This window comes from Tateyamaria pelophila (genome assembly GCF_019966495.1).
GTDB classification, from domain to species: Bacteria; Pseudomonadota; Alphaproteobacteria; order Rhodobacterales; family Rhodobacteraceae; genus Tateyamaria; species Tateyamaria pelophila.
In genome coordinates this window covers 19,001-43,237 of the sequence record NZ_JAIMIA010000005.1, presented here as the reverse complement: position 1 = coordinate 43,237, position 24,237 = coordinate 19,001, and the positions used below count along the sequence as shown (strand labels likewise).

27 protein-coding genes and 1 tRNA gene are annotated in these 24,237 nt (G+C 57.0%); 17 read left to right on the top strand and 11 right to left on the bottom strand.

The features are described from left to right. The first annotated feature begins 27 nt into the window (after positions 1-27). The 6 genes from LC354_RS03040 to LC354_RS03015 are packed head-to-tail and all read left to right on the top strand — an operon-like array spanning position 28 to position 4,647. Positions 28-1,725 (top strand): sensor N-terminal transmembrane domain-containing protein, encoded by a 1,698-nt coding sequence (locus LC354_RS03040; protein WP_223421364.1) that lies wholly within the window; start codon positions 28-30, stop codon positions 1,723-1,725. 12 nt (positions 1,726-1,737) lie between these two features. After that, positions 1,738-2,160 carry an HPr kinase/phosphorylase gene (locus LC354_RS03035; protein WP_223421363.1) on the top strand — a complete coding sequence of 141 codons (423 nt, stop codon included), beginning with the start codon at positions 1,738-1,740 and terminating at the stop codon, positions 2,158-2,160. After that, on the top strand, positions 2,157-3,056 hold the full coding sequence (rapZ, locus tag LC354_RS03030; protein WP_223421362.1) for an RNase adapter RapZ: 900 nt from the start codon (positions 2,157-2,159) through the stop codon (positions 3,054-3,056). Before LC354_RS03035 ends, rapZ begins: the two co-directional genes overlap by 4 nt. Continuing rightward, positions 3,053-3,448, top strand: a complete 396-nt coding sequence (locus tag LC354_RS03025) for a PTS sugar transporter subunit IIA (protein WP_223421361.1) — start codon at positions 3,053-3,055, stop codon at positions 3,446-3,448. The genes rapZ and LC354_RS03025 overlap by 4 nt, the downstream gene beginning before the upstream one ends. Before the next feature lie 5 nt (positions 3,449-3,453). Further along, positions 3,454-3,723 carry an HPr family phosphocarrier protein gene (locus LC354_RS03020; protein WP_223421360.1) on the top strand — a complete coding sequence of 90 codons (270 nt, stop codon included), beginning with the start codon at positions 3,454-3,456 and terminating at the stop codon, positions 3,721-3,723. A gap of 45 nt (positions 3,724-3,768) precedes the next feature. Then, positions 3,769-4,647 (top strand): lysophospholipid acyltransferase family protein, encoded by an 879-nt coding sequence (locus tag LC354_RS03015; protein WP_263289301.1) that lies wholly within the window; start codon positions 3,769-3,771, stop codon positions 4,645-4,647. 65 nt (positions 4,648-4,712) lie between these two features. On the opposite strand, the gene LC354_RS03010 is transcribed toward LC354_RS03015, so the two are convergent. After that, positions 4,713-5,588 carry a 3-hydroxybutyryl-CoA dehydrogenase gene (locus LC354_RS03010; RefSeq protein ID WP_223421359.1) on the bottom strand — a complete coding sequence of 292 codons (876 nt, stop codon included), beginning with the start codon at positions 5,586-5,588 and terminating at the stop codon, positions 4,713-4,715. 154 nt (positions 5,589-5,742) lie between these two features. Here LC354_RS03010 and LC354_RS03005 point away from each other — a divergent pair, with 154 nt between their 5' ends. Next, positions 5,743-6,564: a DUF6473 family protein gene (locus LC354_RS03005; RefSeq protein WP_223421358.1), complete on the top strand. Its 822-nt coding sequence runs from the start codon at positions 5,743-5,745 to the stop codon at positions 6,562-6,564. Positions 6,565-6,620: 56 nt separating this feature from the next. On the opposite strand, the gene LC354_RS03000 is transcribed toward LC354_RS03005, so the two are convergent. The 6 genes from LC354_RS03000 to LC354_RS02975 all read right to left on the bottom strand — a co-directional run bounded on the left by LC354_RS03000 (position 6,621) and on the right by LC354_RS02975 (position 10,939). Then, a complete protein-coding gene (locus tag LC354_RS03000; RefSeq protein WP_223421357.1) occupies positions 6,621-7,547 on the bottom strand; it encodes an electron transfer flavoprotein subunit alpha/FixB family protein in 927 nt (308 codons plus the stop codon). Then, positions 7,547-8,305, bottom strand: coding sequence for an electron transfer flavoprotein subunit beta/FixA family protein (locus tag LC354_RS02995; protein WP_223421356.1), 759 nt, complete (start codon positions 8,303-8,305; stop codon positions 7,547-7,549). The genes LC354_RS03000 and LC354_RS02995 overlap by 1 nt, the downstream gene beginning before the upstream one ends. A 226-nt stretch (positions 8,306-8,531) precedes the next feature. Beyond that, positions 8,532-9,107, bottom strand: a complete 576-nt coding sequence (locus LC354_RS02990) for a cob(I)yrinic acid a,c-diamide adenosyltransferase (RefSeq protein ID WP_223421355.1) — start codon at positions 9,105-9,107, stop codon at positions 8,532-8,534. Between the two features lie 3 nt (positions 9,108-9,110). After that, positions 9,111-9,320: a twin transmembrane helix small protein gene (locus tag LC354_RS02985; protein WP_223421354.1), complete on the bottom strand. Its 210-nt coding sequence runs from the start codon at positions 9,318-9,320 to the stop codon at positions 9,111-9,113. Positions 9,321-9,395: 75 nt separating this feature from the next. After that, positions 9,396-10,223 carry an SDR family oxidoreductase gene (locus tag LC354_RS02980; RefSeq protein WP_223421353.1) on the bottom strand — a complete coding sequence of 276 codons (828 nt, stop codon included), beginning with the start codon at positions 10,221-10,223 and terminating at the stop codon, positions 9,396-9,398. A 56-nt stretch (positions 10,224-10,279) separates the two neighbouring features. Further along, on the bottom strand, positions 10,280-10,939 hold the full coding sequence (locus tag LC354_RS02975; protein WP_223421352.1) for an SH3 domain-containing protein: 660 nt from the start codon (positions 10,937-10,939) through the stop codon (positions 10,280-10,282). 209 nt (positions 10,940-11,148) lie between these two features. On the opposite strand from LC354_RS02975, the gene LC354_RS02970 reads away from it, so the two are divergent. Beyond that, a complete protein-coding gene (locus tag LC354_RS02970) occupies positions 11,149-13,443 on the top strand; it encodes a DNA topoisomerase IV subunit A (RefSeq protein WP_223421351.1) in 2,295 nt (764 codons plus the stop codon). 18 nt (positions 13,444-13,461) lie between these two features. On the opposite strand, the gene LC354_RS02965 is transcribed toward LC354_RS02970, so the two are convergent. Together LC354_RS02965 and LC354_RS02960 are read right to left on the bottom strand one after the other, a co-directional pair. Continuing rightward, the gene (locus LC354_RS02965; protein WP_223421350.1) at positions 13,462-15,231 is read right to left on the bottom strand and encodes an adenylate/guanylate cyclase domain-containing protein; all 1,770 of its coding nucleotides are present in this window, start codon (positions 15,229-15,231) and stop codon (positions 13,462-13,464) included. A 137-nt stretch (positions 15,232-15,368) separates the two neighbouring features. After that, a complete protein-coding gene (locus LC354_RS02960) occupies positions 15,369-16,736 on the bottom strand; it encodes a cytochrome P450 (protein ID WP_223421349.1) in 1,368 nt (455 codons plus the stop codon). Between the two features lie 301 nt (positions 16,737-17,037). On the opposite strand from LC354_RS02960, the gene LC354_RS02955 reads away from it, so the two are divergent. The 4 genes from LC354_RS02955 (at position 17,038) to nusG (ending at position 18,799) form a co-directional block, all read left to right on the top strand. Beyond that, positions 17,038-17,433, top strand: coding sequence for a hypothetical protein (locus tag LC354_RS02955; protein ID WP_223421348.1), 396 nt, complete (start codon positions 17,038-17,040; stop codon positions 17,431-17,433). A 235-nt stretch (positions 17,434-17,668) separates the two neighbouring features. Further along, positions 17,669-17,744, top strand: a tRNA-Trp gene (locus LC354_RS02950). A 144-nt stretch (positions 17,745-17,888) separates the two neighbouring features. Beyond that, complete coding sequence (gene secE, locus LC354_RS02945; protein ID WP_223421347.1) at positions 17,889-18,086, top strand: preprotein translocase subunit SecE; 198 nt, start codon at positions 17,889-17,891, stop codon at positions 18,084-18,086. A gap of 179 nt (positions 18,087-18,265) precedes the next feature. Next, on the top strand, positions 18,266-18,799 hold the full coding sequence (gene nusG / locus LC354_RS02940; RefSeq protein ID WP_223421346.1) for a transcription termination/antitermination protein NusG: 534 nt from the start codon (positions 18,266-18,268) through the stop codon (positions 18,797-18,799). 183 nt (positions 18,800-18,982) lie between these two features. Here nusG and LC354_RS02935 read toward each other — a convergent pair whose 3' ends face one another. Further along, the gene (locus LC354_RS02935; RefSeq protein ID WP_223421345.1) at positions 18,983-19,549 is read right to left on the bottom strand and encodes a hypothetical protein; all 567 of its coding nucleotides are present in this window, start codon (positions 19,547-19,549) and stop codon (positions 18,983-18,985) included. A gap of 77 nt (positions 19,550-19,626) precedes the next feature. Beyond that, complete coding sequence (locus LC354_RS27650) at positions 19,627-19,755, bottom strand: hypothetical protein (RefSeq protein ID WP_263289300.1); 129 nt, start codon at positions 19,753-19,755, stop codon at positions 19,627-19,629. Positions 19,756-19,895: 140 nt separating this feature from the next. Here LC354_RS27650 and rplK point away from each other — a divergent pair, with 140 nt between their 5' ends. The 5 genes from rplK to rplL all read left to right on the top strand — a co-directional run bounded on the left by rplK (position 19,896) and on the right by rplL (position 24,158). After that, complete coding sequence (gene rplK / locus LC354_RS02930; RefSeq protein WP_223421344.1) at positions 19,896-20,321, top strand: 50S ribosomal protein L11; 426 nt, start codon at positions 19,896-19,898, stop codon at positions 20,319-20,321. Position 20,322: 1 nt separating this feature from the next. Beyond that, entirely contained in the window at positions 20,323-21,021 is a 699-nt protein-coding gene (gene rplA / locus LC354_RS02925; RefSeq protein ID WP_223421343.1) for a 50S ribosomal protein L1, read from the top strand. A gap of 144 nt (positions 21,022-21,165) precedes the next feature. Continuing rightward, on the top strand, positions 21,166-22,869 hold the full coding sequence (locus LC354_RS02920) for an AMP-binding protein (protein WP_223421342.1): 1,704 nt from the start codon (positions 21,166-21,168) through the stop codon (positions 22,867-22,869). A gap of 323 nt (positions 22,870-23,192) precedes the next feature. Then, positions 23,193-23,708, top strand: a complete 516-nt coding sequence (gene rplJ / locus LC354_RS02915; protein WP_223421341.1) for a 50S ribosomal protein L10 — start codon at positions 23,193-23,195, stop codon at positions 23,706-23,708. A gap of 75 nt (positions 23,709-23,783) precedes the next feature. Further along, positions 23,784-24,158: a 50S ribosomal protein L7/L12 gene (rplL, locus tag LC354_RS02910; protein WP_223421340.1), complete on the top strand. Its 375-nt coding sequence runs from the start codon at positions 23,784-23,786 to the stop codon at positions 24,156-24,158. Positions 24,159-24,237 lie beyond the last annotated feature (79 nt).

Genomic DNA, 24,237 nt, shown 5'->3' with positions numbered 1-24,237 from the left:
GACGGGGCGTTGGCGGAAAGGATATTCGTGCGAGATTTGAACACCCCACCATCGCATGACGTCGATGTCGTGCTCGGGGAGGACTGGGTCGCGCCTGATCGCGTGGTCTCGTCCGAAAGGCGTGACAGCCGGGCGCGGCGCGGCCGGTTTTCGCTGCGCGCGTCGCCGCTGACGCGCAAGATCATCACCTTCAACCTGATTGCCCTGAATGTCCTTGTTGCAGGTATCCTGTATCTCAATTCAACGCGTGACAGTTTGGCGGTTCAGCGGATATCAACGCTGGTATCGCAGGCAGAACTGATTGCCGATGCATTTGAGGCGCAACTGCCCTCAGGTGTTCCGGTAAACCTCGCGACGGGTGACGGGATCGATGTTGTTTCGACTTTGGCCGGGCTGGATGTCCGCGTGGGTCACGACATCTATGTTTTTGATACCGAAGAGAAAATGATCGCTCAGACGCGGGGTAATCTGGAGCCTTTACGCGCCGACACCGCGCCAGGCAGTGACAGGGCCGTGCTTACGGATAGTCTGAGCTGGGTGTGGCGCGTTGTTTCGGCGCCTTTTGCCGCGCAAGAGCCAGAGCTGGCTACCGTCGAGGATCAATTGCGCAAACTGGTCGCGCGGTCTTTGGATGGTGAAACGCAAGTCAGTGAAGGACTGGACACCGACGGTGGCACACTGCACAGCGCCGTGACGCCAATCATCCAGAATGACATGGCCGTTGGTGTCGTCGCCCTGACCAACGCATCCGGGGAGATTGACAATCTCGTGCGCGACGAACGCGAGCGCGTTTTGCAAATGTTCGTTATCGCGACGCTTGTGTCGATCGGCCTGAGCCTCGTGCTGGCCTCGACAATTGCAAATCCGCTATCTGAACTCGCCGCAGCCGCGGAGTTGGGGCGCGACAAGAATGCGCGCAAGGTGAACCCAGGCCGGATTCGAATTCCGGATCTGACCGCACGACCGGATGAGATTGGGCGCTTGTCCGGCGCCCTTCGCGGCATGATTGCAGCTCTCTACAACCGGATCGACGGGAATGAACAATTCGCAGCAGACGTGGCGCACGAGATCAAAAATCCCCTCGCCTCGCTGCGCTCCGCGGTTGGCACGTTGCGATTGGTCAAGCGGGACGATCAGCGTGAAAAACTGCTTGATGTGATCGAACATGACGTCCGTCGACTGGATCGCTTGGTCAGCGATATCTCAAATGCGTCACGGCTCGACAGCGAATTGGTCAAGGAAGAAGAAGAGCCGTTCGATCTTCTCCGTATGCTGGGAAATCTGGGGCAATATCTCGGCGAGGACGCGCGCACAAAGGGCGTTGAATTCATAGTGGATTTGCCTTCACAACCGATCGAGGTGCAAGGATTGGAGGCGCGTCTGGCGCAAGTCTTCGTGAATCTTATCACCAACGCAATTTCGTTCTGTGACGAGGGGGACGCCATTCGCGTCTGGGCGCGCAAGCGGGAAAATCGCGTCTTGATCGTTGTAGAAGACACAGGGCCCGGTATCCCGGATCAGGCGCTCACCAAAATCTTCAAACGGTTCTACTCCCAGCGGCCTGACGCGCATTTTGGCAACAATTCGGGCCTTGGTCTCGCCATTTCCAAGCAGATTATCGAGGCGCATGGTGGTGTGATCTGGGCTGAGAATATTCGTCCGACAGATGCGGATATTACGTCCGAACCCTTGGGTGCGCGCTTTGTTGTGGGTCTGCCGGTTTAGAGGTGGTCTGACATGCCGGAAATTCTGTGCCACGCCAACACGGTAGCAGTGGGCGCATGCGGTGTCTTGATCAGGGGGGCATCGGGCAGCGGAAAATCGAGTCTGAGCCTGCAATTGATGAGTTTAGGTGCGACGCTGGTAGCCGATGACCAAACAAGACTCAGTTTGCACAACGGCAGAGTGTGGGCAGAAGCGCCAGCCAGCATCGCTGGCCTGATCGAGGCGCGCGGCGTCGGGATTTTGCGCGTAGCCCATGCCAAGGCGGCCATTTCGCTGGTCATAGATCTTGATCAGCAGGAAATGGACCGGTTGCCTGTTTATCACAGTGTTACCATTTTGAACCACAGCTTTCCGTGCCTTCACAAAGTGGACAACCCAGCTTGGCCTGCGTCGATAATGCAATATCTTAAGGGATCTCGAAGGGATCCGAAATGACCGAAACAGCCGCGCACTCACCGCTTCGTCGACTTGTTCTGGTCACGGGCCCATCTGGTGCCGGTCGGTCCAGCGCCATTCGGGTATTGGAGGATCTGGGCTTCGAGGCCATCGACAATATGCCTTTGCGACTCTTGCGAGCGCTGTTGGACAATCCGGTGACAGACACGCCACTGGCCTTGGGAATTGATCCGCGCAACCGCGATTTTTCGGTGACCGCGATCACGGATGCCTTGGGCCAGATTGCAGCAGTGCCGGGTGTGGTCCCCGAGCTTTTGTATCTTGATTGCAGTACGAGCGTGTTGCTGAATCGCTTTTCCGAGACGCGCCGACGCCATCCACTGGCGGCGGCAGATCGGGTGGAAGCAGGCATTCAAAGAGAATTGGAATTGCTCGCTCCCTTGCGCGCGCGGGCTGACATTCTGATCGACACATCGGATTTGAACGTGCACGAGCTGCGAACCGAGGTTGAGCACTGGTTTTCACCGGGGGACCAAAGCCAGTTGGCTGTTTCCGTGCAGAGCTTCAGCTATAAGCGCGGGCTGCCACGATCCGTTGATATGGTGTTTGACTGCCGCTTTCTGAAGAATCCGTATTGGGATTCTACCTTGAGATCCGGCACAGGTCAGGATCACGCGGTTCAAGCCTATATTCAGGGCGATCCTCGGGCGCAGGAGTTCGAGATGAAAGTGCGGGATATGGTTCTTTGGCTACTTCCGGCCTATCTGGAGGAAGGGAAATCGCATCTTGCCGTGGCGTTTGGGTGCACGGGCGGGCAACACAGATCAGTAGCCATGGCAGAAAGCTTGGCCGCAGCCCTTGCGCAGGCGGACTGGCAGGTGTCTATTCGCCATCGCGAATTGGACCGTCGCAAACGCGAAGAGGCATCAGCTTGATCGGGATCGTGATCGTGGCCCACGGAGGCCTGGCCTGCGAATATCTCAAAGCCATCGAACATGTCGTTGGTTCGCAACGCGGTATGCGTGCCATCATGATCGAACCGGACCACGACCGCGCCGACAAAGAGGCCGAAATCTGCCGGGCGGCGGATGAAGTTGACGTAGGCGACGGTGTTGTTGTCGTGACGGATCTTTTTGGCGGATCACCGTCCAACCTGAGCCTGCGTGCGTGCAAACCAAAAAATCGCCGCATCCTGTACGGTGCAAATTTACCGATGCTGATCAAGTTGGCGAAAAGCCGGCACCGCAGCGTCACTGATGCCGTGCGTGCGGCTCTCGATGCTGGTAAGAAGTACATCGATAGTCAGAATATTAGTGCGGATACATAAGCCAAATGGGACAATGCTCTCTTGAAATCGTCAATATCAAAGGTCTCCATGCCCGAGCATCTGCCAAACTTGTGGAAGTGGTTGAAGCATTTGATGCGACCGCAACGGTCAGCAAAGATGGCATGTCTGCATCAGGTGACAGCATTATGGGCCTTTTGATGTTGGCAGCACCGATCGGAAGTTTTATTGACGTTGAAACTTCAGGACCAGATGCAGCGGCTCTGGCAGAGGCGCTGACGGCGCTGGTTGCAGACAAGTTTGGAGAAGAGGCCTGATCCGGAAAAAGGCTGTTTCATAGGTCAAAAGAAGGTGCCGACCTTTTGGTGGATAGTACACATAACGTTTCCGAAATAGAGGAAACAGAGACCGTGAGCTTTGCGAAATACGATCGCAGTAGCCTGTCTTACGCGTCCACGTTCGAAGACCCCTGGAAAGCGGCCTTTATCCGCGTCATGGAAGCCTTCACCGGGAAATTGACGATACTGCGCCTGATTAGGAAATTTGAACGCCAGAACCCACCGAAGGGGCAAGCGTTCTGGCGCGCATGTCTTGATGTGATGGGGATCGAACTGACGACCCCGCAGTCGCAATTAGACCGTATCCCGAAGGAAGGCCCGGTCATTATCGTTGCCAATCATCCCCATGGGATGGTGGATGGTATGATTTTTGCGGACCTGATCGGACGTGTGCGGCCCGACTACCGCATTTTGACACGCTCGTTGCTTACGGCCATCGACGAGGTCGCCGGAAGTTACATGATCCCGGTGCCGTTTCCTCATGACAAGGATGCACAGCGCAAAGGTGTCGAAATGCGTGCCAAGGCGATGTCGCATTTGAAGGCGGGCGGCGTCGTGGCGCTGTTTCCATCAGGTGTTGTTGCAGTGTCTGACACATGGTGGGGAGATGCCGTCGAAGGTGAGTGGAATGTGTTTACGGCGCAATTGATCCGTCGTTCCGGAGCTACCGTTGTACCGATGTATTTTCCGGGTCAAAACAGCCGTGCCTATCAGATCGCAAACAAACTATCGCCTATGCTCCGCCAGGGCCTGTTGTTGCACGAAATCGTTCATTCCCTGAACAAACCGCAAGCCCCAATTGTGGGTCACCCATTGGATCGCTCCTTTGTGGATGGGTTCAAAGACGACCCGCGCGGCTTTATGGCTTGGTTACGTACGCACACTCTCGACTTGAAAGACTGAAGCATCGGTCTTGGCGCAACGGAAAATGACGCATTTTCCGGCCGTTTTCCGTATCGGAAAACGCGCTACCGCGTCGGGACAGGTACATCTCCACGGTAGTCGTAAAAGCCGCGCTCTGATTTGCGCCCAAGCCAACCAGCTTCAACATATTTGGTCAGCAGCGGACAGGGACGATACTTGGTGTCCGCCAGCCCATCATGCAAAACGTTCATAATGGCGAGGCATGTATCCAGCCCAATGAAGTCTGCCAACTCTAGCGGACCCATCGGATGGTTGGCCCCCAGTTTCAGCGACGAGTCGATCGATTGTACGGACCCCACGCCCTCGTAGAGGGTATAGACGGCCTCGTTGATCATCGGCATCAGAATGCGATTGACGATAAAGGCGGGAAAGTCCTCGGCGCTCGCGGCGGTCTTCCCCAGCCGATCAACCACGGTCTTGCACGCGTCATAGGTCTCGACATCCGTTGCGATCCCGCGGATCAGTTCAACCAATTGCATCACTGGTACCGGGTTCATGAAATGGAAGCCCATGAACTTTTCCGGCCGGTCCGTGCGGCTGGCAAGCCGCGTGATCGAAATGGATGACGTGTTCGATGTCAGGATGGTATGAGGCTTCAGGTGCGGCAACAGGTCTTCGAATATCGCCTGCTTGACGGTTTCGCGTTCTGTGGCTGCTTCAATGATGAGATCGCTTGGCCCCAAGTCCGTCAGGGTTTGCGTCGTTGCAATCCGCTTCATCGCAAAGGCCTTGTCCTCGGCGCTGATCTTTTCCCGGCTGACCTGACGCTCCAGATTGCGATCGATGAGCGCCACAGCCGCCTGCAACGCATCGCCGGAGATATCCGTGAGCATAACGTCATATCCAGCGACTGCCATGACGTGCGCAATACCGTTGCCCATCTGTCCGGCACCCACAATTCCAATGGTCTTGATGTCCATCACGATCCCCTTAATCCGCCGGTGCACCATAGGGTGTGCACGGGGACAGGGGCAAGGGCAGGCGGGCCCAGAAAATGTCATGATCTGTTAGCAAAAACGCAAGGCTCTGCTGTCATACGAGAGGTGGGTGAGTAAAAATTTGAGAGTGGGTATCATGAGCTTTGATGCGTTGAGTCCGTGTGGGCTCGACTATCTGCCGTGCAGATATGGCCGGTCGAAAGTCCTTTTTCGGGGGCCGCGCCGAAGTTTGGACAAGCCGTATGTGGCTTTCTTTGGTGGTACAACGACTTATGGCAAATATGTGGCATCACCGTTTTCGGATTTGATCGAAACAGAAATCGAGACAACCTGTCCAAATCTGGGGTGTTTGAATGCAGGGATTGATGTTTACGCGACCGATCCGTTCTTGCTGGATCTAGCCAACAATGCTTGCGTGACCGTCCTTCAAGTTACCAGCCCTCGCAATATATCCAACCGGTTCTATCGGGTGCATCCTCGCCGCAACGATCGATTTGTCGAAGCCTCTGCGTTGCTCCGGATCATTTATCGCGACGTGGATTTTGCCGAATTCAACTTCGTCAACCACATGCTGAAGCGTCTGCAACTGGTATCGCCAGATCGGTTTCAAACCGTCGTGGATGAGTTGCAAGCCGCCTGGAGCGCCCGCATGCGCCTCGTTCTCAGCCAGATGCCAGGCAAAGTGATATTGCTTTGGGCCAGTGCTCATGAACCTCCGGAAACCGCCCTCGAAATTGATACAGATCCCGCTTTCTTAACCCGATCTATGATTGATGGGTTGCGGCCGTTCGTAACGGATTGCGTCGAGGTCGTGGCGTCGCCGGATGCACTCGCTGCGGGAACAGAAGGCATGGTTTTTGCGACCATGGATCAGGCCGCGGCTCAGACCATGCTGGGTCCGCAATTGCACCGCGAAGTGGCCAATGCTTTGGTTCCTGTGCTCAGGCATTTTATCTGAAAAGAAAAAGCCCACCAGAATAACCGGCGGGCTTTCATGTGATTGGTCTTAAAGCCTTACAGCTTGGAGACCAATTCCGGTACGGCATCGAACAGGTCTGCAACAAGTCCGTAATCCGCAACCTGGAAAATCGGCGCTTCTTCGTCCTTGTTGATCGCAACGATGATCTTGGAATCTTTCATTCCTGCAAGGTGCTGAATGGCGCCAGAAATCCCGACGGCAACATAGAGGTCAGGGGCAACGACTTTGCCGGTCTGACCTACTTGCCAGTCGTTTGGTGCATAGCCGGAATCAACCGCCGCGCGCGAGGCACCAACTGCTGCACCAAGCTTGTCAGCCAGCGATTCGATCAGCGCAAAATCTTCTTCCGAACCGACACCGCGTCCACCGGATACCACGACGCCTGCCGATGTAAGCTCAGGACGGTCACTGGCAGCCACTTTGTCTTCGATCCAGGACGACAAGGCCGGGTCGGCAGCCGCTGCGATGTTTTCAACCGGGGCGGATCCACCTGTGCCTGCGGCATCGAAGGTCGAGGCCCGGAACGTGATCACTTTCTTGCCATCCGCGGATTTTACAGTCTGGATGGCGTTGCCTGCATAGATCGGCCGCTCAAATGTGTTGCCATCGATCACTGCGGTCGCGTCAGATATGACCATCGCGTCGAGCAAGGCCGCAACGCGGGGCATGACGTTTTTGGCGTCGGTCGTGGCGGGCGCCACGATATGCTCGTAATCACTGGCCAGCGAAACGATCAGGTCTGCCACCGGCTCGGCCAGACGCTTGCCATAAAGCGCATCTTCGGCGCACAGCACTTTCGAAACACCTTCGATTGTCGCCGCTTCTGCGGCGGCGGCGGCGCACGTGGCGCCAGCGGCCAGAACAGTGACCTCCCCAAGTGCCACCGCAGCGGTAACAGCTTTTGCTGTGGCGTCCATCGCCAGCTCGCCGTCATTGATTTCTGCCAAAAGAAGAACTGCCATCAAACTGCTCCCACTTCTTTGAGTTTTGCCACAAGTTCGTCAACGGACCCGACCTTGATGCCGGCGGCGCGTGCTTCTGGCTCTGTTGTCTTTATGACTTCGAGGCGCGGTGCGGCATCGACGCCGTAGTCCGCCGCAGTTTTTTCATCCAATGGCTTGCGTTTGGCCTTCATGATGTTGGGCAGGGATGCATAACGCGGCTCGTTCAGGCGCAGATCAACGGTGATGACCGTTGGCATATTGACCTCGATGGTTTGCAAACCACCGTCAACTTCGCGTGTCACGCGGGCCTTGTCGCCTGTGATTTCGACTGTCGAGGCAAAGGTTGCCTGGCTCCAGCCCATCAGGGCCGCGAGCATCTGACCCGTCGCGTTCATGTCGTTGTCGATTGCCTGCTTGCCGCAGAGCACGAGGCCCGGCTGCTCTTCATCGATGACTGCCTTGAGGATTTTTGCGACCGTCAGAGGCTCAATATCGGAATGCACATCGTCAGCAGCGATCACAAGGATCGCGCGGTCCGCACCCATCGCCAATGCGGTGCGCAGTGTTTCCTGTGCCTGCTTGACGCCGACGGAAATCGCGATGATTTCGTCGGCCTGGCCTGCTTCTTTGAGGCGGATGGCCTGCTCGACGGCAATTTCGTCAAACGGGTTCATCGACATTTTTACATTGGCAAGATCAACACCCGATCCATCCGCTTTGACGCGTACTTTTACGTTGTAGTCAATCACGCGTTTGACAGGCACCAGCACCTTCATGAGCGTTCCTCTCCTTTAAATAGCGACTCGTTTTGCACGAGCGAGACAGTTCTCTGGGACGGTTTACCTAAACCGGTGTTACGGAAACAGGGCAAAATCGTCACGTCACATTCCAAGGACGCCGCGTTTCGTCCGATTTGGGAAAAAGTTTCCTTTCTGACCCGTTGGCACGCATTCTTGGCGAACGTGTCGGCGCAGCCCCCGAGCACGTCAAAGAAGCTTCAGCCTAATCGCGGTTTGCGCCAGGAACCCACAGCACGTCGTCCTTGCCGTCATTATTGGCGATCCGACCTGCGACAAAAAACCAATCGCTGAGGCGATTGAGGTATTTGACGGCAGACGGGTTGACCGCTTCCATCGTGGCCAGTTCGACCGCCAGCCGTTCGGCACGGCGCGCCACAGTGCGGCATACATGCAAATGCGCAGAAAGCGTCGATCCTCCGGGCAGGATAAAGCTGCGCAATGGCTCAAGCTTGGCGTTCATTGCGTCGATTTCGAATTCCAGCCGGGTCACTTGTGCATCGGTCATTCGCAGGGGTGGATATTCGCTTTCCGCGTCCTTTTCCATGTCAGGTCGGCACATGTCCGCGCCCAAATCAAAAAGATCATTCTGGATGCGGCTCAGCGCGATGTCGATTTCTCCTTTGGCCTCAAGGCGGGCAACGCCCAGAAATGCGTTCAGTTCGTCTGACGTGCCATAGGCTGTGACGCGCATCGAATGCTTGGCCACGCGCGCACCATTGCCCAAGGCAGTTTCGCCGGCATCGCCCGTCTTGGTGTAGATCTTGTTCAGCACAACCATCGTTTATTCCCCTCCGGACTGGCGCAGGAACACGTAGGCGACGATCAGCAAAACCGCGATAAATTGGGCGCCAAGACGATACCGCATCAATTTGTTCGAGTTCTTTTGCGCCCAGCCGGAGCCTTTGGCAAAACCGCCCAAACCCAGCATCAGCACCACCACGACGGCGAGGCAGGCCAGCACAACGAGGATTAAAAGTGGGTCTTGGGGCATGTGCCGTGTCCTTTGTGTTCGTTTGTTAACGCCACATCTAGCGGGTCGCGTGGAAAAAGCGAAGGTTGTCTTGCCTCAGGCGCGCGCCAGGACGGCATCCAACAGGCGCGTTGGCAGAATGCGGCGCAGGGTGGCCATGATGTAGGTCGGCGTGGTCACGAAATAACGCGGCCGCGGATTGGGGCTTTCGATGGCATGGACCAGCTTTTTCACAACGGCTTCGGGGGGTAATTCGAATGTGTCCGGCCCTGCGTCATCATAGAGCCGATGGATCAGCTTGTCGCGATATAGCGCGACGCGCGGTGACGCTTCCCAATCGATCCACTTTTCGAAATGCGGAATGGAATTGGCGCGAATGCGGCTTGTTACGGGGCCGGGTTCAATGAGGATTATCTTGATCGGCGTGCCCCGCATTTCAATGCGCAACGTGTCTGTCAGCCCTTCAAGCGCGAATTTGGTCGAGTTGTAGGCACCCCTCCAGGGCATCGTGACAAAGCCGAGCACGGACGAGCATTGCACGACCCGGCCATGGCCTTGCGCCCGCATGACAGGCAGAACCTGGCGGGTCAGATCGTGCCACCCGAAAAAATTCGCTTCGAAAATTGCCCGCAATCCATCTGTTGGAAGGTCCTCGACAGCGCCGGGTATTGCATAGGCACCGTTGTTGAACAGGGCATCCAGCGTTCCGCCGGTTTCGGCCAGAACGTGTTGCAGGCCTTGTGTGATCGAGGCCCGGTCAGCGTAGTCGATCAGAGGGCTGTCAAATCCCTCAGCTTGCAGACGCGTACAATCATCAGCTTGACGGCAGGATGCAAAAACCCGCCAGCCCCGTTTCCTCAGACCATGCGCCGCAGCATATCCAATGCCCGAAGAGCATCCGGTGATCAGGATGGATTGTTGCACGGCGCCCGCCTTTGCTTTTGCGAGGTCAGTCATGCTGCGCGAAAGTCAGGATGACATCAGCCATCGGTCAGCAAGTAGGATGCCATCCATCCGGTCGGGCTTCCGTTGAGCGGGCGCAATTGGACCCAGCCCTCGCCGGGATCCTGAAGCACTTCGACCTCATCTCCAAGCACGAGGCGATTGACCACCGAAAAATTGGTTCCCGGACCGCCCCGCACATTGACCGCAGCGCCGGTGACGGATCGGATATCTGTCGCAACTTCGAGGGTTTCTGGCTGCGCCCGGGCAGGCGGTTGCAATGGGGCAGGCCGGTTGTCGCTGAAATCAACGACAGTAATTGCAGAGCGATCTATCAGGATGTTCGTATCCACCAGACTGTCGCCCACGAGGCTGGGAAAAAATTCAGCGGGTGGTGCTGTGCTCACCGTAGCTCCGGGGACGTCCAGAGCGGATGGTGCAGGGGCGAGTGTTGTCCGATTTGTGCGCACCGGGCGCACAACATCTTGTACGGTATTCAGGTTGAGTGCCGCTCGCGTCACATTCTCTGTCAATGCGGAGTCCGTTCCTGCAAACACTTGTTCCAGTTTTTCTGGCTCATCAGTCAGAGGCGCTTCGATTCGGGACAGTCGCGTTGCGTCGGCGTCGAAATCGGCACCGCCGCTCATTTCATAGAACACCAACCCCAGAAAAAAGAATGCAGCAATTACGTAACGCACCAAATCGCCCCCCAGCTCAATCAAAAAAACTCAATCCATTTTCTGATCTTATCAAAGCAACCGATTCACAACACTGAAAAAATCGAAATGATGGACGAGACCTAAGCTGTTGTGGGCTCGCAACGCCTTATTCGCCTGCAACAGCATCGTTTTGGCGTCTGATGCGATGTAAGCTTGTTCCTGCTCCGCCCCTTGGCTACACAGCATCTATGTCAGATCAGGCCGATACCCCCAACATGGACCTTACGGAACCGCTACGCCGCGCGCTTGGCGATCGTTATCTGACCTATGCATTGTCCACGATCATGCACCGGGCGCTGCCAGACGCCCGCGACGGGCTGAAGCCGGTGCACCGCCGAATTCTATTTGCGATGCGGGAATTGCGTCTGTCGTCGACCGGGGGATACCGCAAGTCGGCCAAGATTTCCGGCGACGTGATGGGCAATTATCACCCGCATGGGGACGCCGCAATTTACGATGCGATGGCGCGATTGGCACAGGATTTCAACGTCCGTTTCCCGCTCGTGGACGGGCAGGGGAATTTTGGCAATATCGACGGCGATAACCCAGCCGCTGCACGCTATACCGAGGCCCGCATGACGGCCGTGGCCGAAGCATTGCTGGAGGGTCTGAATGAAAACGCGGTGGATTTCCGCGATAACTACGATGGCACGCTGACTGAACCTGTTGTGTTGCCTGCGCAATTTCCGAATTTGCTGGCGAATGGATCGAGCGGGATTGCGGTGGGAATGGCGACGAACATTCCGCCGCATAATATCGCCGAGCTTTGCGATGCCTGCCTGCATCTGATCAAAACGCCGGATGCACGCGATGATACGTTGCTGAATTACGTGCCGGGGCCGGATTTTCCCACCGGCGGCGTGATCGTCGAGCCTGCGGACCAGATTGCGCAGGCTTACCGGACTGGCAAGGGTGGATTCCGTCTGCGCTGCCGCTACGAGGTCGAAGATCTGGGCCGGGGCCAGTGGCAGATCGTCGTGACTGAAATTCCCTATCAAGTTCAAAAGTCCAAGCTGATCGAAAAGCTGGCAGAGCTGATCCAGACCAAGAAGATTCCAATTTTTGGAGATGTCCGCGACGAGTCTGCTGATGACGTTCGTCTTATTCTCGAGCCGCGCTCCAAAAACGTGGACCCGGAAGTCCTGATGGGAATGCTGTACCGGAATTCCGATCTTGAGGTACGGTTCAGTCTGAACATGAACGTGCTGATCGACGGCGTGACGCCCAAGGTCTGTTCGATGAAGGAAGTACTGCGCGCCTTTCTTGATTTCCGACGTGAAGTGCTTGAGCGCCGCAGTCGGCACCGGTTGGAAAAGATCGACCACCGTCTTGAAGTGCTCGAAGGGTTCATCGTCGCCTTCCTGAACCTTGACCGCGTGATCGATATTATTCGGTACGACGATGACCCAAAAGCCGCATTGATGATGGAAGACTGGTCCAAGGACCACCCGCGCGCGATGAACGAGGCGGACTATGTCCCGCCGCTCCCGGGCGATGGCGAATTGAGCGAAGTGCAGGCCGAAGCCATCCTGAACATGCGTCTGCGCAGTTTGCGCCGTCTCGAAGAGGTCGAGTTGCTGCGCGAACAGGCCGCCCTGATGGAAGAACGCGCCGGGCTTGAGGATTTGCTGGAAAGCGAAGACCTGCAATGGAACGCGATTTCGGACCAGTTGCGGGCTACCAAAAAGCAGTTTGGCAAGGATTGGCATGGCGGCGCCCGACGCACGACATTCGCCGAGGCAGGCACCGTCGAAGAGGTGCCGCTGGAAGCGATGATTGATCGTGAACCGATCACGGTGGTGTGCAGCGAGATGGGTTGGATCCGTGCCATGACCGGCCATATCGACCTGACCCGTGAATTGAAGTTCAAGGACGGCGACGGACCCAGCTTTATCTTCCACGCGGAAACCACCGATCGCCTGGTGATTGTCGGATCAAACGGGCGGTTCTATACGCTTTCGGCGTCTACCTTGCCGGGTGGGCGTGGGATGGGCGAGCCGTTGCGTTTGATGGTCGATCTGCCGAATGAGGCGCAAATTCACAAGATCCTGACCCATAAACCGGGCCGTAAATTGTTGGTCGCGTCTTCGGCGGGCGACGGGTTTGTCGTGCCCGAAGACGAAGTCATCGCACAAACACGGACCGGCAAACAGGTTTTGAACGTGCGCGGAGACGTCAAGCTGGCGGTGTGCAAGCCGGTAACGGGCGACGCTGTTGCCGTGGTCGGTGACAACCGCAAGGTGCTGGTCTTCGACCTCGACGAATTGCCCGAAATGGGCCGGGGAAAGGGCGTGCGCCTGCAAAAGTACAAGGACGGCGGGCTGTCCGATGCCACCACATTCACACGCACCGAAGGGCTGAGTTGGCTCGACCCGGCGGGACGCACCCGCACCGAAAGCGAGCTTGCGGAATGGGGCGGCAAGCGTGCGGGCACGGGCCGGATGGCCCCGCGCGGGTTCCCAAGGGACAACAAGTTCAACTGACCCTGCGCAAGGCGAACGTCAGTCCAGCAGGCCAGCCATACGGTAGCCCGACAACCAGTTCTCCTTGTCTTCCGGCAACTGGCAGATCCGGGCATGGTACATCGCATATCGCGCAAAATCCGAACTCGCTGCGCTGGCGGTGCGAAATTTCTCTGCGGCGGCCTTGGCCTTGTCCATCTGTCCCAGATGCGCGTAACAGGCCGCGATCTGAGCATAGGTGTGCGGCGGCGGATCTTGCCATGACAAAAGGACATCGAGGCAATCCTCGTAGCGCCGCAGCATGTACAGGCACTCGGCCATCGGTTCCTTGGTAAAATCCAGGATTTGAGCGTCCATTTCGAGAGCCTCTTTCATGACCCGCAGACCGTCTTCGGACTGTCCCGCTCCGTTTAGAATGGATCCATAAACGACGCGGGATTGGACATCATGTGGATTGATGCGCAGCGCCGCTTCGATGTTGTGGCGCGCGCGATCACTTTCGCCCAGCCAGTAATGTGTTTCTGCCGCCAGTGTCAGGATCGTCGGATCCGCCTGTCCGGCTTTCAACGCCTCTCCAAGGGCACTGCGGGCGCGTGCTTCGGGGTCGCCGTACCAGACGCCAAGACTGAAAAGCGAATAGGCATAGAGATTGGCCAGCACCGCATGGGCGTGAGCATAGTTCGGATCGATTGCCAATGCCCGTTCCAGAAATTCGACGGCACGCGGATCCGCGCCCGCGGAGGTGAGGAAAATCCACCGGCCTTGCAAGAACAGTTCATAGGCCGAGTAGTTTGTGGTCGATTTACGTTGTATCCGTTCGGACAAAGCGCTGCGCAGGCGGTTGGGTAGCACGGATGCGATGCTGCGCGTGATCTCGTCCTGCACCTCGAAAACGTCTTCAAGGTTGCGGTCATAGCGTTCCGCCCAGATATGCCCGCCATCGGCCACGTCGATCAGTTGCACCGAGACACGGACCCGTTGCCCGGCTTTGCGCACACTGCCTTCGACGAGGTATTTGACGTCCAGTGCTGCCCCTGCTTCTGCCGTGTCCATCCGCTGACCTTTGAGCGCAAAGGACGAGTTGCGGGCCTTGACATGCAGATCGCGAAACCGGCTCAGTTCTGTAATGATGTCTTCGGATATCCCGTCAGAAAAGTACTCCTGCTCGGGGTCCGCACTCAGGTTTTCGAAGGGCAGCACGGCGATGGAGGCCTGACGGGCGGCCTCAAGAGCGATCGGCTCGCGCAAGGTGAGGGCGGTGGATTTGGCCCCGCTGCGTTCGGGCGACCATTGGTATACTTGCTGCTTCGGCGTGATCCCTTTCAAACTGACCAGACCGCCATCTTCAAACGGAATATCTGTCTTGCCGTTGATCTGGGCAAAGACTGCGTCCGAAATGCAGACGCCGCCGGGGTCGGCCTGCCCCTGCAGGCGGGCAACCACATTCACACCGTCCCCGTGGATATCGTCATCTTCGACAATGATATCACCCAGATTGACCGCAATGCGGAATTGAAGGCGGCGCAGATCGAGGCTTTCGGCTTCGCTCACATGCAGGTGCATTTGCTTTTGAAGCTCAACGGCGCAGGTGACGGCATTGAGAACGGACGAAAACTCCATCAGAAATGCGTCGCCCATGGTTTTGATGATCCGACCACCATGCATGCGTGACAGCGGCAGAAAGAAGTTCTTTTCCAGTTTTTGAAAGAGTTGTCGCGTCCCGACCTCATCACGCTGGATATAGCCCGAATACCCGACCACATCCGCCATCACGATGGCCGCAAGACGTCGTTCGGTCTTTGGTGGCACGTAGATTCCTCCTGGCCAATGCACTTAGCAGTGCTGCAAGACGTCTTTTTTTGCAAGTTTTGGTATCTGATCACCAGCTTGCGGTGCCTGTTGCGCAATACGGACCTACGCGCGCGGATCGCGCGTCACGCTGATCCTCAAGCCGCTTCGGCCATCAGCCAGACACCCCCCTGAGGCCGCAGGGTTATGATCATGACCGGTTCCGGGTCGCGGCCTGTCACCGGTGTGAATTTGAATCGACTGAGCAATGTGGCCAGGATAATGACGGCCTCCTGCAATGCGAAAGATGCGCCGATGCAAATGCGTGGCCCGTCGCCAAAGGGCAGGTAGGCATATCGGTCCACTGATTTGCGATCCTCGAACCGTTCGGGACGGAAGGCATCGGGGTCATCCCACAACAGCCTGGAGCGATGCAGCGCATAGATGGGAACGATGCAGGTATCGCCCTTGCGGATGTCACGCCCGCATAGCGTATCGTTTGCCAGAGCGGTCCGCGACAATAGCCCGGCGGGGGGATAGAGGCGCAAGGCTTCATCAATGATCTGTCGGATGAAGGGCAGGTTCGCCACATCATCACCGGTCGCGGCGCGACCTTTCAGGACGCCCTGCGCCTCGGCACGGGCGCGGTCCTGTACCGTCTGATCAAAGGCCACCAGATATAACGACCAGGCAAGGCTCAGCGCAGTTGTTTCGTGGCCCGCGACGATGAAGGTCAGCAGATTGTCGCGCAACTCCGGCGTTGTCATCTTGCGCCCGGATTTCGGGTCTTCGCCCTTGAGCAAGAGATCAAGCAGATCAGGCACCCCATCGCGGTCGCGTGCGGCCCGGTCCGCGATGGTTTTGTCCGCGACGGATTTCATGTCGCGCAACACCTTGCCGGACATGACGCGGCTGGGCCGCGGTACCCAATCGGGCGCGCCCAGTATGTCGAACAGGGAAATTTTGCCGACCTCGGAGATGTAGTCGTTGATGGCGTTGTGGACGCCGTCGCGGTCAAAGGTTTCGTCGCCCGAAAATGCCACATCGGCAATGACATCGAACGTGGTTGTGATCATCTCGTCCAGCATGTTGACGGCCCGGGACCCGGCTGTTGCGGCGACACGCTCAGAGGCGCGTTCGGCGGCGTGCGTCATGATCGGGGCCAGGTTCATCATATTACGATGCGAGAAAACGGGGGCGGCGGTGCGACGTTGCCAGCGCCAATGGGCGCCTTCCGCGATGAACAGCGATTCACCGATGGCCGGTCGCAGCAGATTTTTCGTGACGATGGATTTGGGATATTGATCCAACCGGTCAAGCAGGATTTCGCGCACGCCGACCGGGTCCATGATCATGTGCCAGCGTTTGCCGACGGTGCCGGATGCGATGGGCTCTGAAGTGGCCCGTTCCGGGATCATTTGCAGCACGTTCGCCCGCACCATCTGCAATCGCTTCCAGATGCCCCAGTCTTCGTTGACCAACGGCACACGGACGGGCAGGCGTGGATGGGGGGCAGTTTCAGGCATGGAAGATCCCTCCTTGGCTGATGCAGATGTAACACGAAGGATGCGCGGGACAATTGCGCCTTGGGTGTAGCTGAGGTATCGCACGTGCATGAATGCTACGGGGAGAGTAAGCATAATGCTGCGTTGGGTATCTGGGTTACTGATGTTGTCGGTCGTGGCGGCATGTAGCGGAAGTGCGGATCTGAAGGATGCGCCCGTCCCGTTGGGCGATTTCAGGCTGGAGCACAACATTGTCGTTGCCTCGAAGGCAACTCAGGGCCCGTTGAGCCGCAAAGCGTCCGAAGAGATGTTGGCGAACACGATGAAAGCTGCCATTGCCGAACGCTTTGATCGCTATGACGGGGCAAGCCGCTATCACTTTGGAATTTCAATCGAGGGCTACATCTTGGCAATTCCGGGCATTCCGGTGGTGGCCGCGCCAAAGTCGGCGCTGATCATTAATCTTACCGTTTGGGATGATGAAGCAGGCAAGAAGCTGAACGACGAGCCACGTCAAATCACCGTGTTTGAAACATTTGGTACAGATTTGATTATTGGATCCGGCCTGACGATGACCGCCGATGAGCAACTGGTCATTCTGAGCCAGAATGCAGCCAAAGAGGTCGAGAAGTATCTGGTCGAACAGCGCGCTGAGCAAGGATGGTTCACTCCAGATCCCCAAACGGAAGCGGTCTCGGTGCCCGAAGTCGCCGGATAAGGACCGCATTAAAACCCGGTGTGCCCGCGTTTTTCGCCCTGACCTGCAATGGTTCAGCGCATTTTCACCGCGAAAAGCGCCGTGTGGATCGATCAAGCAGGTCACCGGCAACCGGCATTTGTAGCTGGCTGCGGGGCCGTCGGGACCGGGCCTGGCCAAGGGCACGCAGGCTTCGTTTCGGCCCATTTCGGCTCTTGCATTGTCAAACATCCCCGCGTAATCACCACACCACCGTAGGGGTATAGCTCAGCTGGTAGAGCGACGGTCTCCAAAACCGTAGGTCCCGGGTTCGAGCCCTGGTGCCCCTGCCATTCCCGATTTTCCCGCCGTGACCTTTTGGCATAACGGCGTCTTGCAGATCAGACGGTCAGAGAGCGGCCGCTTTCTCGGCTTGAATTTGCGCAAACGTGCCGTTACATGCAATCCACTCGCTCCAGCAGGGACAGATATTCGCTATGGCCACTACCAATCCGCTCCAGTTCATCCAGCAGGTCCGCTCGGAAGTGTCCAAGGTCGTATGGCCCACACGGCGTGAGGTTTTGCTGACCACCGTGATGGTCTTCATCATGGCGGCGCTGACGGCGATCTTTTTCGCGATTGTCGATATCCTGATTCGCTGGGGTCTCGAGTTTATCCTGACATTTTTTGGCTGACCCAATTCGGATCGCGAAAGTCGGGGTGCCTCTTGCACTTTGAAAATGTGCAGAGTATGCCGCAGCCCTGACCTGATCATAGGCGCGCGGCGATTCGAGCCTCGCGCCGATTTTTATTCAGGCAGCGGAAGATTGACCTTCCGGTATTAAAAAACTTCGGGCGAGGGGCCAAGCATATCATGGCAAAACGGTGGTATTCCGTCAGCGTACTTTCCAACTTCGAAAAGAAGATTGCTGAAACCATCCGGACTTCCGTCGTGGAAAACGGCCTGGAAGACGAGATCGACGAAGTCCTGGTGCCGACCGAAGAGGTCATCGAGGTGCGCCGCGGCAAGAAAGTCACGACCGAGCGCCGCTTCATGCCGGGCTATGTGCTGGTACACATGGAGATGTCTGACCAGGGCTATCACCTGATCAACTCGATCAACCGCGTCACCGGGTTTCTGGGGCCACAAGGTCGCCCCATGCCGATGCGTGATGCCGAGGTGAACCAGATCCTGAACCGCGTACAGGAAGGCGAAGATTCGCCGCGCACGCTCATCCACTTCGAGATTGGCGAGCGGGTCAAAGTCAACGAAGGTCCATTCGAAGATTTCGACGGCATGGTTGAGGAAGTGGACGAAGACAGCCAGCGCCTCAAGGTCATGGTCTCGATCTTTGGTCGCGAAACACCGGTCGAACTGGAATTCACTCAGGTGACCAAACAGGTGTGAAGCGATCTTCCGTGTCGAAATAGTGAAGGGCCGCGCACTGCGCGGCTTTTTTGTTTGCGGATCGGCCCTTGCCTGAGGTGAGAAAGCAAATCCCGCAAGCACGTCACCGGTGGATCAGCGCGTCACCCTCCAGGATGTGTGGTCCGCGCGACGCAGTCAGGCCTGCGGGCTTTGAACTTCGCCCTAGATGGTATCGGTGAAACTGTTGCTGAGAATATAGAGCCCGACCGCTATCATCGCGTAGGGTGCGAAACGGCCGACCCGTTCAACTGCGCCAACGCCAATCCGTCCATTTGCCATCAAAAGGAATATTGTGGTCAGGACGGCGACAGAGGCGATCGCACCGAGATAGACCAGCCCGTCCCACAAGTCTGACGAATCCCCCAGGATCGCAGACAAGACCAATGTCGTGTCGATCCCCAGCCCCAGAAACAAGGCAAGCGTCGCCAGCATTGAACCGGGTGGGGCTTTTGCGACGCCGCTATCCCCCTTTGACTGCTGCCAGAACGCAAACAGGCCAAGACCGATGGGCACCAGGCCGACATAGCCGACCCATGGGCCCAGCAGACTGATGGCCGTCGCACCCGCAACTCCGGCGATGGCAAAGCAGACCAATTGGGTGCTGACATAGGCGACGACACACCGGGCTGCACCCAGTGCGGGCACCAGAATGAGCATGACGGCAAGGTTGTCGAAATTGGTCATCGCGTGGGCCAAGCCGACCGAGAGGAAAAAGATGATTTCAGTCATTCTTTGTTTATGGCCTTGCGCATCCGGGGGCGTATCCGACCAGATAGTCGACTGCGGTAACAGAACCAAGCGCCAACTTATTGCCGTTTCTTGGTCAGGACGGGCCGGGTGGCTGAAGGGTGCAGGCCCGTCGCCATTTCGTGGAGAAGTTCACCCTGATCCATCCGGCGGATCGCGGCAGCGCCAAACCCCTTGCCAATCCTCATATCTCCTTGTATCCGGCGCCTCTGTCGTATTTGCGGCAGAATCCCATGTGGGAGGCTCGGGTCACGCGTGATCCACACCGCACCACATCACACATATCCTACGGATCGCGATCCGGCGGGAGTTGAGAAGGAGAAGGCCAATGGCCAAGAAACGTGTAGGCAGCATGAAGCTGCAAGTTAAGGCTGGGCAGGCGAACCCGTCCCCGCCTGTCGGTCCGGCGCTGGGTCAGCGCGGCATCAATATCATGGAATTCTGCAAGGCGTTCAACGCCAAGACCGCAGATCTGGAGCCCGGTGCGCCGTGCCCGACCGTGATCACGTATTACCAGGACAAGTCGTTCTCGATGGAAATCAAGACGCCCCCTGCGTCCTATTACCTCAAGAAAGCGGCCAAGCTGAAATCCGGCGCGAAGACGCCAAGCCGGGAAGTCGTGGGCCACGTGACCGCAGCACAAGTCCGTGAAATCGCAGAAGCGAAAATGCAGGATCTGAACGCCAACGATATCGAAGGTGCCATGCAGATCATCCTGGGCTCTGCCCGCTCCATGGGTATCGAGGTTAAGTAATATGGCAAAGCTTGGTAAACGTACAAAAGCCATCCGCGAAGCATTCGCAGGCAAAGACAACCTGACGGTTGAAGAAGCCGTGGCTCTGATCAAGGGCAATGCATCGGCCAAATTCGACGAAACTGTCGAAATTGCGATGAATCTGGGTGTGGATCCCCGCCACGCTGATCAAATGGTCCGCGGTGTGGTTGGTCTGCCTAATGGAACAGGCAAAGACGTGCGCGTCGCTGTGTTCGCGCGCGGCGCAAAGGCCGAAGAAGCGCAAGCTGCCGGTGCAGACATCGTCGGCGCAGAGGACCTGATGGAAATCGTGCAAGGCGGCAAGATCGAATTCGATCGCTGCATCGCAACCCCTGACATGATGCCGGTTGTCGGCCGTCTGGGTAAGGTGCTTGGCCCCCGCAACCTGATGCCGAACCCGAAAGTCGGCACCGTGACCATGGACGTCGACGCTGCTGTGAAAGCGGCAAAGGGCGGCGAAGTCCAGTTCAAGGTCGAAAAAGCTGGCGTAATCCACGCCGGCGTTGGCAAAGCGTCTTTCGACGAATCCAAGTTGATCGAGAACGTCCGTGCCTTTGTCGGTGCCGTGGCCAAGGCCAAGCCATCGGGATCCAAAGGGACCTACATGAAAAAGATCTCGCTCAGCTCGACCATGGGCGCAGGCGTCAGCGTCAGCGTGGACAGCGCGATCACCAAATAAACGAATTCGCTTTCGAATTCTAAGAACCGGGCTGCGCATGCAGTCCGGTTTTTTCGTTTTCAGACCCCCTCGTGCGAATATTCTCCACAATCGTGAAATTCATGTAGGCTCGTATTTGGATGGATACCGATTGGGAGGAACGGAATGGGCAACACACGGCCATGGGAGAAGTACTATTCGGATGAGGCAAAGGCCTTTGATCCGGACAAAATGCAAAGCAAGACGCTTCACGCGCTGGCGGCGCAGGTTGTCAGTCAGTTTGGAGACCGCCCGGCCGTTACAACCATTCTACCAAACGGGGCCGAGGCGACGCTGACCTATACCGAGCTCAAAGCGCATGCGGACGCCTTTGCAGCCTATCTGCGTGAAGAATTGAAGTTGCAGGTCGGCGACACCGTGGCGATCATGGCCCCCAATTGTATTGGTTTTTGCGTCGCGTCTATGGGCATTGCGCTGGCCGGGTGTGCAGGCACAAACATCAATCCACTTTATACCCCGCACGAACTTGAGCATCAGTTGAGCGACAGCAACGCAAAAGCGATCGTGATCATCGACGTGTTCGGCAACAAGCTCGATGAAATTGTCGCCAATACTGCGGTGAAACACGTCATCAAGCTCTCGGTTGTCGATTTTTTTCCACCGGTCAAAAAGGCGGTGATGGGCTTCGTGCTCAAATACATCCGCAAGGTCATTCCGAAGATGGTCGTGCCGCACACGACCTTTGCCGCAGCTCTGGCCGCCGGACAGCGGCACGCGACCGCGCGCACCGGGTCGGACTACACAAGCGATGTGACCCCCGACGCGACAGCGCTGTATCAGTACACAAGCGGCACTACCGGGCGCAGCAAGGGGGCCGAGCTTTCTCATCTGGCGGTCATTGCGAATATGGAGCAAGCCAGGGCCATGACCTCCGAGCTTTTGGATCACACTGGCGAAGTCGTTTTGGTGGCGCTGCCATTGTATCATATCACAGCTTTTGTTTTGCTGTTCATTTCCGGCATTGGGGTTGGGGCGCATTTGGTTCTGGCTCCTAGCCCGCGTCCCCCGTCCAACCTCAAAGCGGCCTTTGAGAAGTACCGGTTTACCTGGTTCACAGGGATCAACACGCTTTTTGCGGCGCTGATGGTCGAGCCATGGTTTGATCGTAAACTGTTTGAGAATATCAAGCTTTGTGCCTCTGGAGGCGCTGCGCAGCAAACAGGGGTTGCGCAAAAATGGGCGGATATGACCGGCGTCGATATTGTGCAGGGCTATGGGATGACCGAAGTGTCGGGCCTTCTGACATTCAATCCTATCGGCCATAACAAACTTGGCAAGGTGGGTATTCCCACGCCGGGCGCGGATCTGCGCATTGTGGATGACTCGGGCAATGACGTGCCGGTCGGACAGCCGGGCGAGGTGATCGCAAAAACCCCGTCGATGATGAAGGGGTATTGGGGCAATGCCGAGGCAACCAATGAGGTCCTCAAGGACGGCTGGTATTATTCCGGCGACATTGGTGTGATGGATGAGGACGGGTTCGTCGAGATTGTAGACCGCAAAAAAGACATGATCCTCGTGTCCGGTTTCAACGTGGCCCCGAATGAGATCGAGGATGTGATTTCGACCTTGCCGGGTGTTGTCCAGGTGGGTGTGATAGGAATTGAGGATGAAAAGACCGGCGAAGCCCCGGTTGCGTTCATTGTTCGCTCGGACGAAGACCTGTCCGCCGAAACGATTATTGGCGTGTGCCGTGAGAAGCTGACAAATTACAAAATTCCGAAGGAAATCCGGTTCGTGGCGGAAGTGCCGGTGACTTTGTCGGGTAAAGTTCTGCGGCGCCAATTGCGCGAAGATCACTTTGGTTGACCCTCGGCGGACCTCACCGGAGCCCTCATATGTGTCGCCCCGCGGTATTTTTCGGGAAATCGCCCTTGGACTTTGGATGCAAAACCTCTAAGTCACCTGCAATGGGCCGTCTGCGATTCGCTGGCGGCCTATTATTTCGTCCGAGACGGTGGGTGATCGGTATCCTCTGATCATAATTCCTGCCTGAGACGGGAAGAGACATTCCGGCCTGGTGTGTTCCAGGCTTAGGGCTGCGACGACCCGCTTGGACCCGATTGCCGCGCATGGCTGCGTGGTAAAAACGAGCCGGAGGGGTCCGCCCCTCCAATAACTGGAGTAGAACTGTGGATAGAGCCCAGAAAGAGAAATTGGTCGACGAACTCGGCCAGATCTTCGAAAGCTCTGGCGTCGTTGTGGTTGCCCACTACGCCGGTCTGACAGTTGCCGAAATGCAAGACCTGCGTGCCCGTGCACGCGACAATGGGTCAAGCGTTCGTGTTGCCAAAAACAGGCTCGCCAAAATCGCCCTGGACGGGAAGCCCTGCGCAAGCATCGCTGACTATCTGACGGGTATGACCGTTCTGACCTTCTCCGAAGATCCTGTGGCCGCGGCCAAAGTATCCGAGGACTTTGCCAAGGAAAACGACAAGTTCGTGATCCTGGGCGGAGCAATGGGAGAGAACGCTCTGGACCGGGCCGGTGTTCTGGCTGTGTCGAAAATGCCTTCGCGCGACGAGCTTATTGCGTCGATCGTTGGCTGTATCGCCGCACCTGCATCGAATATCGCCGGGGCCATTGGCGCACCTGCAAGCAACATCGCATCCATCTTGTCCACAATCGAGGACAAGGCGGCCGCGTAAGCAAACGTCTGAGCGGCGCATGGTTGAACATCATCGCGTTGGAACACATATATCGTAACGGAAAGAGCTGATAAAATGGCTGATCTGAAAAAACTGGCAGAAGACATCGTTGGTCTGACGCTGCTGGAAGCACAAGAACTGAAAACAATCCTCAAAGACGAGTACGGCATCGAGCCTGCAGCCGGTGGCGCAGTCATGATGGCTGGACCTGCTGACGGCGCTGGTGCCGCTGAGGAAGAAAAGACTGAATTCGACGTCATCCTGAAATCGCCAGGTGCTTCGAAAATCAACGTCATCAAAGAAGTCCGTGGCCTGACTGGCCTGGGCCTCAAAGAAGCGAAAGACTTGGTTGAAGCCGGTGGCAAGATCAAGGAAGGCGTGGACAAGGCCGAAGCCGAAGAAGTCAAAGCCAAGCTGGAAGCAGCTGGCGCCGAGGTCGAACTGGCCTAAGTCCCTTTGGGACGGGGGCGTTTTCCGATGATCGGAAAACGGCCGGAATTTGCATCAAATTCCGTGCCCCCATTGAAAT